Annotated in this window: 12 protein-coding genes; all 12 read right to left on the bottom strand. The window is 69.9% G+C overall.

Annotated features, from left to right (window positions below; all coding sequences use genetic code 11):
- Window positions 1–5 precede the first annotated feature (5 nt).
- Window positions 6–1,421 (bottom strand): RsmB/NOP family class I SAM-dependent RNA methyltransferase, encoded by a 1,416-nt coding sequence (locus CAURIS_RS06170; RefSeq protein ID WP_435383990.1) that lies wholly within the window; start codon window positions 1,419–1,421, stop codon window positions 6–8.
- Window positions 1,418–2,356: a methionyl-tRNA formyltransferase gene (gene fmt / locus CAURIS_RS06175; protein WP_290340986.1), complete on the bottom strand. Its 939-nt coding sequence runs from the start codon at window positions 2,354–2,356 to the stop codon at window positions 1,418–1,420. Before fmt ends, CAURIS_RS06170 begins: the two co-directional genes overlap by 4 nt.
- Entirely contained in the window at window positions 2,357–2,857 is a 501-nt protein-coding gene (gene def, locus CAURIS_RS06180) for a peptide deformylase (RefSeq protein WP_290340988.1), read from the bottom strand.
- A gap of 28 nt (window positions 2,858–2,885) precedes the next feature.
- The gene (locus tag CAURIS_RS06185; RefSeq protein ID WP_290340990.1) at window positions 2,886–4,910 is read right to left on the bottom strand and encodes a primosomal protein N'; all 2,025 of its coding nucleotides are present in this window, start codon (window positions 4,908–4,910) and stop codon (window positions 2,886–2,888) included.
- A gap of 15 nt (window positions 4,911–4,925) precedes the next feature.
- Entirely contained in the window at window positions 4,926–6,146 is a 1,221-nt protein-coding gene (metK, locus tag CAURIS_RS06190) for a methionine adenosyltransferase (protein WP_290340992.1), read from the bottom strand.
- A 62-nt stretch (window positions 6,147–6,208) separates the two neighbouring features.
- Complete coding sequence (gene coaBC / locus CAURIS_RS06195) at window positions 6,209–7,432, bottom strand: bifunctional phosphopantothenoylcysteine decarboxylase/phosphopantothenate--cysteine ligase CoaBC (protein ID WP_290340994.1); 1,224 nt, start codon at window positions 7,430–7,432, stop codon at window positions 6,209–6,211.
- Between the two features lie 104 nt (window positions 7,433–7,536).
- Window positions 7,537–7,791 (bottom strand): DNA-directed RNA polymerase subunit omega, encoded by a 255-nt coding sequence (gene rpoZ, locus CAURIS_RS06200; protein WP_290343335.1) that lies wholly within the window; start codon window positions 7,789–7,791, stop codon window positions 7,537–7,539.
- Window positions 7,792–7,833: 42 nt separating this feature from the next.
- Complete coding sequence (gene gmk, locus CAURIS_RS06205) at window positions 7,834–8,391, bottom strand: guanylate kinase (RefSeq protein ID WP_290343336.1); 558 nt, start codon at window positions 8,389–8,391, stop codon at window positions 7,834–7,836.
- A 40-nt stretch (window positions 8,392–8,431) separates the two neighbouring features.
- Window positions 8,432–8,752 (bottom strand): integration host factor, actinobacterial type, encoded by a 321-nt coding sequence (gene mihF / locus CAURIS_RS06210; RefSeq protein ID WP_040421560.1) that lies wholly within the window; start codon window positions 8,750–8,752, stop codon window positions 8,432–8,434.
- 223 nt (window positions 8,753–8,975) lie between these two features.
- A complete protein-coding gene (pyrF, locus tag CAURIS_RS06215; RefSeq protein ID WP_290341000.1) occupies window positions 8,976–9,794 on the bottom strand; it encodes an orotidine-5'-phosphate decarboxylase in 819 nt (272 codons plus the stop codon).
- Complete coding sequence (gene carB / locus CAURIS_RS06220; protein WP_290341002.1) at window positions 9,794–13,132, bottom strand: carbamoyl-phosphate synthase large subunit; 3,339 nt, start codon at window positions 13,130–13,132, stop codon at window positions 9,794–9,796. Before carB ends, pyrF begins: the two co-directional genes overlap by 1 nt.
- Before the next feature lie 24 nt (window positions 13,133–13,156).
- Complete coding sequence (gene carA, locus CAURIS_RS06225) at window positions 13,157–14,314, bottom strand: glutamine-hydrolyzing carbamoyl-phosphate synthase small subunit (protein ID WP_290341004.1); 1,158 nt, start codon at window positions 14,312–14,314, stop codon at window positions 13,157–13,159.
- Window positions 14,315–14,329 lie beyond the last annotated feature (15 nt).

Genomic DNA, 14,329 nt, shown 5'->3' on the forward strand with positions numbered 1-14,329 from the left:
GGGTACTACCCTAGCTTTCGCAGGACGGAGAAAAACATGGCGTCGGTGCCGTGGCGGTGCGGCCACATCTGCACGCTCGGACCCGCGCCGACGTTAGCCATCGGCTCGACGAAACCACGGGCGTCGAGCTCCTCGAGCCCGCCCGCGGCCAGGGCGCGATCCACCACCTCCCTCGTCTCGCGGCGGTCGGGCGAGCAGGTGGAGTACACCACCACCCCCCCGGGCCTGACCAGCTGGGTGGCGGAGGTGAGAAGCTCGAACTGCAGGCCTGTCAGGTCCGCGATATCGTCCTCTGTCTTGGTCCAGCGGGCCTCGGGGCGCCTCCGCAGGGCGCCGAGGCCGGAACAGGGGGCGTCGACAAGCACCCTGTCGTAGCCCTGTTCGAGGCCCGGGTTCCTCCCGTCGGCGACGTGGACACGCACGGGCAGGCCCGCGACGGCCTTGCGGATGAGCTCCGCGCGGTGCCCGCTGACCTCGACCGCGTCGACGCTCGCGCCGTCGATCTGCGCGAGCGCGCCCAACAGCGCCGCCTTGCCGCCCGGGCCGGCGCACAGATCGAGCCAGCGCCCCGCGTCCGCCTCGACGGGGACGGTGGCGGTGGCCCGGGCGATCAGCTGCGAGCCCTCGTCCTGGACGGCGGCGAGACGCTCCCGCACCGGCTCTAGCTGGCCGGGGTCCCCCTCGGGCAGGTACACGGCGTAGGGGGAGTATTTGCCCTCCTCTCCGCCGGTGGCGAGGGCGAGCTCCTCGGCCGAGATCTCGCCGGGCCGGGCGACGAGGTGCACGATCGGGCGCTCGCTGTCGGCCTCGAGCGCAGCCGCCAGCTCCTTGTCCGGCAGCACCTGCGCGAAGGAGCGCGCGATCCACTCCGGGTGTGCGGTGCGGAAAGCGAGCCCGGCTAGCTCTCCGTCCGGGGTGAGCTTGTCCAGCCACGCCTCGGCCGGGGTCCGCGAGATCGTGCGCAGCACCCCGTTGGCAAAGCCCTTCGCCTTAGCCTGGCCCGCCGCCTCGACCAAGCGCACGGAGGTGTCCACGGCGGCGTGGCTGCCGACGCGCATGTACAGCAGCTGATACGTACCGATGCGCAGCGCCGCAAGCACCTCGGGCGCGATTTCGCCGAGAGGCCACGAGGAGCATTCGCCGATGACGGTGTCCACAACGCCCAGCGTGCGCAGCGCGCCGTAGGTGAGCTCGGTGGCGAAGGCGGCGTCGCGCCCGGTCACCTTCCGCTCCCGCAGCAGGGCGGGCAGGGTGAGGTTGGCATACGCCTCGTCCACGGCGACGCGGCGCACCACCTCCCAGGCCGCCTCGCGGGCTTTATCGCCTATCGACGCCCTCACGGCCGAACGGGTCTCCTTCACCACCCGCCCGCCCTTCGGCTGCCTGCGCCCCGCGGCGCGGGAACGAAAACCTCCGCTCACTCGAACCTCACTCCCTGCTCATCTCCGTCCGTGTTCAGATTCAGCCCGCGGGCCCACGCCGCGGCCTCCATCATCTTCTTGCCCGGCGGCTGGATCTCGCCGAGCCGCACCTCGGTGGTCGCCGTGCCCACGTAGACGGCGTTCTTCTCGCGCCGCACCTCGCCTGGCGCAAGCTGCGCGCCCTCCGCGACCTCGACGGGGCCCAGCTTCAGGCGTGTGCCGCCCCACGTCGTCCACGCCCCCGGCGCGGGGGTGTGGGCGCGGATCCGGCGGTCGATCGTCTCGGCCGGGCTGTCCCACGCCACCCGGGCGTCACCCTGGGTGATCTTCGGGGCGTAGGTCCCGTCGGCGGTCTGCGGCGAAGGCTGCGCCGTACCCCTCTCAAGGGCGGTCATGGTCTGCACAAGGAGGTCGCCGCCGCGGTGCGAAAGGCGGCCGAGGAGGTCCGCCGCGGTATCGCGCGGCCCGACCCTTTCGGTGACGGTGCCGAGCACGTCGCCGGTGTCCAGGCCGGCGTCGATGCGGAAGGTGGTCGCCCCTGTTACGGCGTCGCCGTGCGCTATGGCGGCCTGCACCGGGGCGGCGCCGCGCCACGCGGGCAACAGAGAAAAGTGCAGGTTCACCCATCCGTGCGTGGGAATAGCCAGCATGTCCTCCGGCACCAGGTTGCCGTAGGCGACCACGGGGATCGCCTCGGGGGCCAGCTCGCGCAGGCGCTGCCGGATGGAGTCGTCGCCCCGCAACATTTCGGGGGTGAGCACCTCTATGCCGTGCTCTTCGGCGAGCGCTCTCACCGGCGAGGGGCGCAGGCTGCGTCCTCGGCCGCGGCGCGCGTCGGGGCGGGTCAGCACCGCGAGGACCTCGTGGTCGGAGCCGATCAATTTCTCCAGGGACACCACCGCGGGTTCGGGCGTGCCGGCGAATACCAGTCGCATCTACTTCTCCTTGAACCAGTCCGCGTTGCGGATCATCGACATTGCTTCCGCGCGCACCGCCGGATCCATGCGGCGCATGAACATGATCCCGTCGAGGTGGTCGGTTTCGTGCTGAATGCAGCGCGCGAGCAGCCCCGTTGCGCGCAGGGAAACCGGGCGCCCTTCCGCATCGCGCCCGGCCGCCACGACGTCGTTGTAGCGCGTCACGGGCCCCGCCACACCGGGGACGGACAGACAGCCCTCACGCCCGGTCTGCTCGCTGGCGCCGAGGGGCCGCCACACCGGGTTGACCAGGTGGCCCCGCAGGCCCTGGCAATCGAAGACAAACACGCGCCGGCTCACACCGACCTGGTTCGCGGCGAGGCCGACGCCGCCCGCACGGTCCATCGTCTCGAGCATGTCCGCGACGAGCCTGCGCACAGGCTCCCCGAAGTCCTCCACCGCATCGGCCACGGCGCCCAGCACCGGGTCGCCGAACAACCTGATCTCGCGCACTGCCATGGTGATCGAGTCTACGTGAGCGTGTCTTTCAGCCGATATTGATGGGGTCGACCTGCACGCGCAACGGCAGATCCTGCTTTCTGGTCACCCGGCTCACCGCACCGGCCCGCAGCGCCCGCCCCAGCTCGGCGCGCCCTGCGAGGGGGCTGCGCACCAACATGCGCTGCGCGGGGCCGAACTCCGCCTCGTTCCACTGCCCGGGCAGGCCCGCACCGGCGGGCAGGTCCACCGGGCCGAGCTTTTCGGTGTGGGCGGGCAGCTCGGTGTGCGCGAAGAAGTCGTCGAGGGCGGCACGCGGGGCGTCGATCAGCGCGACGTGCACCGCGGGCGGGAACCGGGCCTCGCGGCGCTGCTCCAGCTCGAGCGCAGCGAAGCCGGCGGCGTCCCAGCGGATCAGGTGCTGGACGGCCGGGAGGGTGGGCTCGGCCACCACCACGACCTCCCCGCCGGCCTCGCGGGGCTCGACGAGTGTGGCCGCGACCATCCAGGCGGCAAAGGCGTCCTCCACCGCGCGCAAGTCGGGGCGGCGCAGCAGAGCCCAGGTATCCAGAAGCGCCGCCGCCCCGTAGCCCCCGCCCTCGACGGCGGGCTCGGCCCCGGGGGTGGCCACGACGAGCGCCGGCTCGCGCGGTACTGAATCCAGGATCCGCTCGCCCCAGGAGGTGCGCACGCGGGTGCGGGGGAACGCCCGGCCGAGCTCCTCCGCGGTGCGCTCGGTGCCCACCACCACCGCGCGCAGCGCGCGGGAGCCGCACTCGGGGCAGACGTGCGCCGTGTCGACGCGCCCGCACCAGCGGCACGCCGGCGCCGCGGCGGTCGAGATGTCGGCGGGCAGACCCAGCGGCCCGTTGCACCAGCGACAGCGCGCGGGCGCCCGGCACCGCCCGCAGGCCAGGGAGCGGATGTACCCGGTGCGCGGGACCTGAAAGAGCACGGGGGCGCCGCGCTCGAGGGCCCGCGCCGCAGCCTGGAAGGCCACGGACGGCAGGCGCGCCTCGCGGGCCCGGGGATCGCGCTCGAGCGCGGCGTCGCTGTCGCCGGCCGCCCTGATGTGCGGCCCGCGCTGACGCAGGACCTCTCGCGGCGCCACCAGTTCGTGCATCCAGCCGGATTCGACGAGCAGCTGGGTCTCGGCCGTGCGCGCGTAGCCGCCGATAATTAGCGAGACCCCCTCGATCGCGGAGCGGCTGGTCAGCACCTCCCGCGCGTGGACGTAGGGGGCGCGGGGGTCCACGAGAGACTCCTCCCCGTCGTGCATAAGCACCATTAACCGCAGATCCTGCACCGGCGCGAAAGCCGCCGAGCGTGTCCCTACCACCAGCCTGCCCTGCCCGTGCAGCACGGACAGGTAGCGCGAGTAGCGGGCCTGCGGGCCCTGCGCCGCGGTCAACGTGGTCACCTGGCGCGGCCCGACGAGCTCGCGCAGGGCCGCCTCGCACTTATCGACGTCCCGCTGGTCCGGCACCACAACCAGAACGCCTCCCCCGTCGACGACGACCTTCGCCGCGAGAGCCGCGACCGCCTCCTCCCACTTTTCCCCCGGGGCGACCTGCCACGCCGCGCGCGCCAGCTTGCCGTCCACGACGGCGTCGACGAAGGACTGCCCGTAGCCGTAGGCCGTCCACGCGGACAGGTCGGGCTCGCCGGCCTCGCCCAGCTCCTCCCAGGGGGTCGTGGTGTCCGTCTCCTCCGCCTTCGCGTGCCGGGCGGGGATGGCGGAGCGGTAGATGTCGCTGCGGATCCCGGCGTAGCGCTCGGCGAGGGCGTCGATAAGCCTGCGTGTGCGCGCTGGCGCGACGACCTCGGGCGAGATCACGCGCTCGATGTAGCGCAGCTCGCCGTCGTGCTCGGAGGTGGCGTGGCGCGACAGGACGATCGCGTCGACGAGCCGGCCTGCGAAGCGGATGCGCACGCGCACCCCCGGCTGGGCCGCCGCGGAGTCCGCCTCGGTGACCAGGTAGTCGAAGGGGCGGTCGAGGTGCGCCAGGCCAAGCAGGGGCAAAAGGCGCGCAACGGGCGCCTGCGCCGCAGGTGAAGAGGGCGTTCGTGGCATGTCCCGGCGGCGGGCCTAGCTCAGCCCCGCGGCCTCGCGCAGCGCGTCGACGCGGTCGAGGCGCTCCCACGGCAGGTCGAGATCGGTGCGGCCGAAGTGGCCGTAAGCGGCGGTCTGGCCGTAGATGGGCCGCAGCAGGTCGAGCTCGTTGATGATGGCCCCCGGGCGCAGGTCGAACACCTTCTCCACCGCCTGCTGGATGGACTCGCTGCTCTGGCCCTCGGCTGCGGTGCCGAAGGTCTCCACGTAGAGCCCGACGGGGGTGGCGCGGCCGATGGCGTAGGCGACCTGGATCTCGGCGCGGCGCGCCAGCCCGGCGGCGACGACGTTCTTGGCCACCCACCGCATGGCGTAGGCGCCGGAGCGATCGACCTTCGAGGGGTCCTTGCCGGAAAACGCGCCGCCGCCGTGGCGCGCCATGCCGCCGTAGGTGTCCACGATGATCTTGCGCCCGGTCAGGCCGGCGTCCCCCATCGGGCCGCCAGTGACGAAGGAGCCGGATGGGTTGACGAGCAGTTTCGTCTCGGAATCGTAGAAGCGCTGGAGGCCTGCGTCCTTAATCACCCACTCGACGACGTGCTCGCGGACAGCGTCGAAGAGGGCCTCGCCGACGAACGTCGGGTCGTGCTGGGTGGACACGACCACGGTGTCCAGGTGGACCGGCTCGTCGCCCTCGTAGGCGAAGGTCACCTGCGTCTTGCCGTCGGGGCGCAGGCCGACGACCTCGCCGAGCTTGCGCACCTCGGTCAGGCGCCGGGCCAGGCGGTGGGCGGTGGAGATGGGCAGCGGCATGTACTCCGGCGTCTCGTCGGTGGCGTAGCCGAACATCAGGCCCTGGTCGCCGGCGCCTGCCTGGTCCTTTTCCTCGGTGGACTGGCCCTCGCGGTGCTCCTGGGAGACGTTTACTCCCTCGGCGATCTCGTTCGACTGCTCGCCGATCGCGATGTTGACGCCGCAGGTCCGCCCGTCGAATCCGACCTCGGAGGAGGTGAAACCGATGCCGACGAGCTTTTCCCGCACGATCCTGGCGATGTTGGAATAGGCGGTCGTGGAGACTTCGCCGACGACGTGAACCTGGCCAGTGGTCACGAGCGTTTCCACTGCCACGCGGGCCCGGGGGTCCTGGGCGAGGAGATCATCGAGGACGGCATCCGAGATGGCGTCGCAGATTTTGTCCGGGTGGCCCTCCGTGACGGATTCGCTGGTGAACAAGCGGCGGTAGTTCGCTGTAGTCAAGGTCTTTCCTTCGTCGACTCGTGTGGGCACTCCTGACCAATATAGACCAAGCGGTCTAATTGTCAAACCTCGGTGGCCCAGCCCTCGATCGCGTCCCAGATCTGCGCGGCCACCACGTGCTTCGGCCCGTCCGCGATCTCCGCCACCGATCCGTCGCGCCCGATCAGCCACCCGCTGTTGCGTGCCTGCCCGAACACTTTGCCCCCGGCCACTGAATTGACCATGAGCAGGTCCGCGCCCTTGCGTTCCAGCTTGGCCTTGCCGTACTCGAGGGGGTTGTCCGTCTCCGCCGCAAAGCCGACGATTACGGCTTTAGTCTCCCCCGCCTGCCGCTTCTCGACGAGCCCCCGCAGCACATCCGGGTTTTCCACCAGGCGCAGGCTCGACAGCGCGTCATCGCTTTCCCCCTTCTTCAGCTTGGACGTCGCCTCGGTCTCGGGCCGGTAATCGGAGACGGCCGCCGACATGATGATCACATCCGCCTGCGCCGCTCGCTCGTCCATCGCCTCCTTCAGCTCGCGCGTCGAGCGCACCCGCACAAGCTCCGCCCCGGCCGGCGTCTCCAGCTCCTCGGTATCGCACGCCACGAGCGTCACCTTCGCCCCCTTGTGCGCGGCGAGGTCCGCCAGCGCGTAGCCCTGGCGCCCCGAGGAGCGGTTGCCCACGTAGCGCACCGGATCAATGTTCTCCTGCGTCCCGCCGGCGCTGATGAGCACTCTCCTGCCCTCCAGCCCCCGCCCCAGCGCGCCGTGCGCCGCCACCGTGCGCGAAAGCTCGGCGATCACGCCCGGCTCAAGCAGACGCCCCGGGCCGCTGTCCGTCCCCGTCAACCGGCCGTGGGCGGGCTCGAGAACGGTAAAACCCCGCCTGCGCAGGGTAGCCACGTTCTCCTGCGTCGCGGGGTTGAGCCACATCTCGGTATGCATCGCAGGCGCCATGACGACGGGACACGTGGCCACCAGGATCGTCGAGGTCAGCAGGTCATCCGCCCGACCCGCCGCGACGCGCGCCAGCAAGTCCGCCGTGGCGGGGGCCACGACGACGAGGTCAGCCTCCTGGCCCACCCTCACGTGCTGCACCTCGTCGACGCGGGTGAACACGCCCGTCTCCACCGGCTGCCCGCTCAGCGCCTCGAAGGTCGCCGCACCGACGAAGTTCAGGGCGTTGGCCGTGGGCACGACGCGGACGCGGTCACCCCGCTCCTTAAAATCGCGCACCACGTGGCAAGCCTTGTAGGCGGCGATTCCGCCCGCGACACCGACAACAACATTCATCCCTTCGCTCATGAGCGCCCAGTCTATGCCTCCCGGGCGGGACGCATGACCCGCGGCATGACGAAGGCGCGCCGCTCGCGGGGAGTCGGCGCGCCCAAAGAGACGTCGTGAAGCGGCTAGTGCCCTTCCTCGTGCTCGAGGAGGCCTGCCTGAATCTCGCGCAAGGCGATGGACAGGGGCTTCTCCCCGGTTTCCGGGGTGACCAGGGGCCCGATGAACTCGAAAACACCCTCGTCCTGCTCCTGGTAGAAGCTGTTGATCTGGCGGGCCCGCTTCGCCGCGAAGATGACCAGGGCGTACTTGGAGGACACCGTGGTCAGAAGTTCGTCGATCGGCGGGGCGGTGATGCCCTCGGGGGTGTCGTAGACCATCTGGTCGTCGGTATCGTTGCTCACTTGCACCTACTCAGTTACTCAGTCTCGCTCAATCTCGGATTGTGTGCTCATTAGTATATGCGCGATGGCGGCGGCAGCCTTGTCCACGTCGTCGTTGACCACGACGTCGTCGAACTCGCTCTGCGCCTCCAGCTCGCGGCGTGCGGTCTGCAGCCTGCGCTCGATGACGTCCTCCGGCTCGGTGCCCCGGCCGGTCAGCCGCTCCACCAGCGCCTCCCACGAGGGCGGGGCGAGGAAGACGGTGGCGGCCTCCGGCATCAGCCGCTTGATATTCCTGGCTCCCACCAGGTCCACCTCGACGAGGACGGGGCGGCCCGCCTCGATGGCCTCCCTGACCGGGCCAGCGGGAGTGCCCGAGCGCTGCAGACCCCCGTGAATGTCCGCCCACTCGAGCATCTCACCCGCATCAATGCGGTTCTGGAAGTACTCGGGGGTGACAAAGAAGTAGTCCTTGCCGTCAACCTCGCCGGGGCGCGGCTGGCGCGTAGTCATGGACACGGAGAAGTACAGGTCGGGGACGTCGGTGCGCAGGCGGTGAACCACCGTTGACTTGCCCACAGCAGAAGGGCCGGCCATGACGACCAGCCGCCCCCGCTGCGTCGCCTCCCGCACGGGCTTAAGCCTCGAAGCCGAAGCGCTCCAGGAGAGCGCGGCGCTGGCGCTCACCGAGACCGCGCAGGCGGCGGGTCTGGGCGATCTCGAGCTCCTCCATGATCTCGCGGGCCTTGACCTTGCCCACCTTCGGCATGGCCTCGAGGAGAGCGGAGACCTTGGTCTTGCCGATGATCTCGTCGGACTCTGCCTTGTCCAGGACGTCCTTGAGCGTGGTGTCGCCGCGCTTGAGGGAAGCCTTCAGCTCCGCGCGCTGCTTGCGTGCCTCTGCTGCCTTGGCGAGGGCTTCCTTGCGCTGCTCATCGGTCAACTGTGGAAGGGCCACGTTTCCTCCATTGTGTCGTAGTAAAGTTCTTGGGCCAGTTTCCCAACCGGATCAGCCAGCTGCCCGAATCCCATCAGTGCAACTCACTGGTTCCGGCCAAGTGTATCACTGGGTCGTTGCTCCGCGATACCCGCGAGCGGCGTTTTGCCACGTCATAGCGGCGGCATCGCTGGGACGCAACTAAACTACCAGGGTTTTTCCGCGCCTACCAACGCGCCCCCGCTTAAGCGCGTTTCGCCATGTCAACCGCACGTCTGCGCAGCTTAACGACGTCCGGCCCGGCGGCCAGGACCCCGCGCGAAACGTTGGGGAACACCAGCTCGGAGCGGGTGGACGCCACGCGCTCGGCGTCGGCGAAGCTCGCCCCCTGGGCCCCGACGCCCGGCATGAGCACGGGGGCGTTCAGTGCGTCGAGCGCGGGGGGCGCGGCGACGGTCGCGCCGACCACGACGCCCACATCACCGACGCCCGCGCCACCGGCCCCGGCGCCGCGGTTGTACTCCGCGCAGGCGTTGACCATCTGCTGCGCGATGGTCACTCCGTCGACGGTCTGCGCCTGGAAGGCCTCGGCCTCGGGATTCGAGTTGGCGGCCATGACGAACACGCCCTTGCCGCCTGCGCGGGCCAGCTCGATAGCCGGGTCCAGGGCGCCCACCCCGAGGTAGGGCGTGAGCGTGACGGCGTCGGCCTCGAGGGGCGAGCCCTCCCCCAGCCACGCGGCGGCGTAGCCGGCCATGGTGGAGCCGATATCGCCGCGCTTCGCGTCCGCCACCACGAGGGTGCCCGAATCGCGCAACGCCGCGAGCGCCTCTTCGAGCACCGCAAAACCGGCGGAGCCGAAGCGCTCGAAGAAGGCGACCTGCGGCTTGACCAGGGCGACGTGCCCGGCGAAGGCGTCTACGCAGATCCGGGTGAAATCGCGCAGCCCCGCGACGCTGTCGCCCACGCCCCACTGCCGCAGCAGCTCGGCGTGCGGGTCGATGCCCACGCACAGCCTGCCGTGGCGCCGTCCCGCCTCGACGAGGCGCTCGCCGAAGCCCATTAGCGCGCCCCCGCCGTGTGGTTGATCTCCTGCAGGCTGCGCACCGACAGCTCGTTGTCGCGCATGTCCTCGATGCCCTGGACGGCGGCGACCACGCCCTGCACCGTGGTGATGAGCGGCACGCCCGCGGCGGCCGCCGCGGCGCGGATTTCGTAGCCGTCGTGGCGCGCCCCGGAGGAGCCCGCCGGGGTGTTGAGGATGAGGTCGATCTCGCCGTTGCTGATGCGCTCGACGATGGAGACCCCCGCCGCGCCCTCTCGCGCCTCGGAAGCCTTGACCGCCAGCTCGCACTCGATACCGTTGCGGCGCAGCATGGACGCGGTACCCGCCGTGGCCACGATGGCAAAGCCCATGGTGTAAAGCCGCTGGATGGGCAGGATCAGCGAGCGCTTGTCGCGGTTTGCCACGGAGACGAACACCGTGCCCGCGGCCGGCAGCTCGCCGAAGGCGGCGGCCTCGGCCTTGGCGTAGGCCTCGCCGAAGGAGTCCGCCAGGCCCATGACCTCGCCCGTCGACTTCATCTCGGGGCCGAGGATGGTATCGAGCACCGCGCCCGTCGGGGTGCGGAAGCGGGTGAACGGCAGCACGGCCTCCTTGACCGCGATGGGGTGCTCGAGCGGCAGGGCTCCGCCGTCGTAGTCAGAGGGGATCATGCCCTCGTCCTGCAGCTGCGGGATGGTCGCGCCCATCATGATGCGCGAGGCCGCCTTTGCCAGGTGCACGCCCGTCGCCTTGGACACGAACGGCACGGTGCGCGAGGCGCGCGGGTTGGCCTCGATGACGTAGAGGATGTCGTCTTTCAGCGCGAACTGGACGTTCATCAGGCCCTTGACCCCGATGCCGTGGGCAAGCGCTGCGGCGCTGCGGCGCACGGTGTCGATGTCTTCCGGGCCGATCGTCATGGGCGGCAGGGCGCAGGCGGAGTCGCCCGAGTGGATGCCCGCCTCCTCGATGTGCTCCATCACGCCGCCGAGGTAGACGCGCTCGCCGTCGCTGAGCACGTCGACGTCAATCTCGATCGCCGAGTCGAGGAAGCGGTCCACCAGCACCGGGTGGTCGGGGCTGAGCTCCGTGGCGCGATCGATGTAGTCCTCGAGGCTGGCCTCGTCGTAGACGATCTCCATGCCGCGCCCGCCGAGGACGTAGGAGGGGCGCACGAGCACCGGGTAGCCGATGCGGGCGGCGACCTCGCGCGCCTCGGCGAAGGAGGTAGCGGTGCCGTAAGCGGGGGCGGGCAGGCCTGCCGCGGTGAGCACGGCCCCGAACTCCCCGCGGTCCTCCGCCAAGTCGATGGCCTCGGGCGAGGTGCCCACGACAGGTACGCCGGCGTCCGCCAGGCGCTGCGCCAGCCCCAGCGGGGTCTGGCCGCCGAGCTGGACAATCACCCCGGCGACGGTGCCGGAGGCGGCCTCCGCCCGGTAGATCTCCATGACGTCCTCGAACGTCAGCGGCTCGAAGTAGAGGCGGTCGGCCGTGTCGTAGTCGGTGGAGACGGTCTCCGGGTTGCAGTTGACCATCACCGTTTCGTAGCCCACGTGCGAGAGCTCAAGCGCGGCGTGGACGCAGGAGTAGTCGAACTCGATGCCCTGGCCGATCCGGTTGGGCCCGGAGCCGAGGATGATGACCTTCTCCTTGCCGGTTTCGGCGATCTCACTCTCCGCGTTGGGGTCGAGCTCGTAGGCCGAGTAGTGGTAAGGGGTTTGCGCCTCGAACTCGCCGGCGCAGGTGTCCACCGTCTTGAACACGGGGTGGATGCCCAGCGACCAGCGCAAAGAGCGCACGCCGTCCTCCCCCGCGAGCTCGGGGCGAAGGGCGGCGATTTGGGCGTCGGAAAGCCCGTAGCCCTTGGCTTCGCGCAGCAGCTCAGCGTCGAGGACCGGGGCGGCCTCGAGCGTGGCGCGGAACGCGACGAGGGAGGACAGCTCCGCGAGGAACCACGGGTCGATGCCGGAGGCGGCGTGCACCTCCTCGATGCTCGCGCCGAGGCGCAGCGCCAGCTCGACGTCGTACATGCGCTTGTCCGTGGGGGTCTTCAGGTCCTCGAGCACCGCGGCGACGTCGGTGGCGCGCTCACCGGCGAACGTGGCGTCTGGGCGGGTCCAGAAGCCGTTGGGCTTGTCCTCCATCGAGCGCATGACCTTGTTCAGGCCCTGGATGTAGTTGCGCCCGATTCCCATCGCCTCGCCGACGGCCTTCATGGAGGTGCCCAGCGTCTCGTCGGAGCCGGGGAACTTCTCGAAGGCGAAGCGAGGCATCTTGACGATGACGTAGTCCAGGGTCGGTTCGAAGGCCGCCGGGGTGACGCCGGTGATGTCGTTGGTGATCTCGTCGAGGGTGTAGCCGATGGCCAGCTTGGAGGCGATCTTGGCAATCGGGAAGCCGGTGGCCTTCGACGCCAGCGCCGAGGAGCGCGAGACGCGCGGGTTCATCTCGATGGTGATGATGCGCCCGTCTGTCGGGTTGACCGCGAACTGAATGTTGCAGCCGCCGGTGTCCACGCCGACCTCGCGGATGATGGCGATGCCCTGGTCGCGCATGGTCTGGAACTCGCGGTCGGTCAGCGTCAGCGCCGGGGCGACGGTGACGGAGTCGCCGGTGTGCACGCCGAGGGCGTCGACGTTTTCAATCGAGGCGATGACCACGACGTTGTCGTCGCCGTCGCGCATGAGCTCGAGCTCGAACTCCTTCCAGCCGAGGATGGACTCCTCGATAAGCACGTTGGCCTCCGGCGAGGCCTCCAGCCCGCCGCCGGCGATGCGTTCGAGGTCCTCCGGGGTGAAGGCGAGGCCCGAGCCGAGCCCGCCCATCGTGAACGACGGCCTGACCACCACCGGCAGGCCCAGCTCGGCGACGGTCTCGTGGACCTGATCCATCGTGTGGCACACGCGCGAACGGGCGGACTCGCCACCGATCTTGGCCACGATGTCCTTGAACTTCTGGCGGTCTTCGCCGCGCTCGATGGCCTCGATGTTCGCGCCGATGAGCTCGACGCCGTGCTTGGCCAGGATGCCCTGCCGGTCGAGCTGGATGGCCGCGTTCAGCGCGGTCTGCCCGCCCAGGGTGGCCAGGATGGCGTCGACGGGGTGGCCCTGCTCCGCCTCGCGGGCGAGGATGGCGTCGATGTAGGCCGGCTCGATCGGCTCCACGTAGGTGTGGTCGGCGAACTCCGGGTCCGTCATGATGGTGGCCGGGTTCGAGTTGATGAGGGTCACCCGCAGCCCCTCCTCCTTGAGCACGCGGCAGGCCTGGGTGCCGGAGTAGTCGAACTCGCAGGCCTGGCCGATGACGATGGGGCCCGAACCGATGACCAGGACGTGGTTGATGTCTTCTCGCTTCATGTTTTTCGTGCGTTCCTTCCCTGGTTAGTTCTTGTTCGGGCTGTGGTTGTCCATCAGGTCGATGAACTGGTCGAACAGCGGGTTGGCGTCGTGCGGGCCGGCGGCGGACTCTGGGTGGTACTGCACGGAGTACGCCATCCCGTTTTCCAGCGCGACGCCCTCCACGACGTCGTCGTTGAGGCAGGTGTGGGTGACAACGGCGGGGCCGAAATCGGTGTCGAAGCTCTCCCCCGCCGTGCCCTTCAGGGCGAAGCCGTGATTCTGGCTCGTGATGTCGATTCGTCCGGTGAGGTGGTTCTTCACCGGCACGTTGACGCCCCGGTGGCCGAACTTCAGCTTGTAGGTCTCCATGCCCAGTGCCCGGCCGAGGATCTGGTTGCCGAAGCAAATACCGAATAGCGGCACCTTGTTGGCGATGACCTCGCGCGTCACCGCGACCATCGCGTCGGCTGTGGCGGGGTCCCCGGGGCCGTTGGAGATGAACACCCCGTCCGGGTTGTAGCGCAGGATCTCGGAGTAGGGCGTGTCCGCGGGCACAACGACGGTCTCGATGCCGCGGCGCGCGAAATGCCCCGGCGTGGCCGTCTTGATACCCATGTCGTAGGCGACGACGGTGTACTTCTTCTCCCCCTGCGCCGCGATGACGTAGGGCTCCTTCGTGGTCACCTCGCCGGCCAGGTCCGCGCCCGCCATGTCGGGCTGCTCGTTGACTTTCGCAACGAGCGTATCGACGTCTCCGCGCGCCGCTTCACCCGTGAAAATGCCCGCCGCGATCGAGCCGTAGTTGCGCAGGTGGCGCACGACGCTGCGCGTGTCCACGCCGTAGATCCCGGTGACGTTCTGGGCCGTCATCTCCTCTTCCAGAGAGCGCGCGGCGCGCCAGCTGGACACGCGCGCGGCGAGGTCGCGGATGACGAGGCCGGCGACCCAGATGTTGTTGTCGTGCGACTCGTTGTCCTCGTCGTTCCAGCCGGTGTTGCCGATGTGCGGGGCCGTCATCACGACGATCTGCCTGTGGTAGGACGGGTCCGTCATCGTCTCCTGGTAGCCCGTCATGGCGGTGGTGAACACGGCCTCGCCGAGCACCTCAGCGCCGGAGGCGGAGCCCGCCCCGAAGGCGTAGCCGGGGAAGACGGTGCCGTCCCCAAGGACGAGGACGGCGGGGGTTTTCTGCTTGCTCATGTGTGGGTTGTCCTT

Origin of the sequence: Corynebacterium auris, from assembly GCF_030408575.1 — a bacterium.
Lineage (GTDB): Bacteria > Actinomycetota > Actinomycetes > Mycobacteriales > Mycobacteriaceae > Corynebacterium > Corynebacterium auris.

Coding starts and splice junctions, on each gene's coding strand:
- fmt (WP_290340986.1), bottom strand. CDS start 2,356: ATGCGACTGGTATTCGCCGGCACGCCCGAACCCGCGGTGGTGTCCCTG.
- def (WP_290340988.1), bottom strand. CDS start 2,857: ATGGCAGTGCGCGAGATCAGGTTGTTCGGCGACCCGGTGCTGGGCGCC.
- CAURIS_RS06185 (WP_290340990.1), bottom strand. CDS start 4,910: ATGCCACGAACGCCCTCTTCACCTGCGGCGCAGGCGCCCGTTGCGCGC.
- coaBC (WP_290340994.1), bottom strand. CDS start 7,432: ATGAGCGAAGGGATGAATGTTGTTGTCGGTGTCGCGGGCGGAATCGCC.
- rpoZ (WP_290343335.1), bottom strand. CDS start 7,791: ATGGTCTACGACACCCCCGAGGGCATCACCGCCCCGCCGATCGACGAA.
- gmk (WP_290343336.1), bottom strand. CDS start 8,391: ATGGCCGGCCCTTCTGCTGTGGGCAAGTCAACGGTGGTTCACCGCCTG.
- pyrF (WP_290341000.1), bottom strand. CDS start 9,794: ATGGGCTTCGGCGAGCGCCTCGTCGAGGCGGGACGGCGCCACGGCAGG.
- carB (WP_290341002.1), bottom strand. CDS start 13,132: ATGAAGCGAGAAGACATCAACCACGTCCTGGTCATCGGTTCGGGCCCC.
- carA (WP_290341004.1), bottom strand. CDS start 14,314: ATGAGCAAGCAGAAAACCCCCGCCGTCCTCGTCCTTGGGGACGGCACC.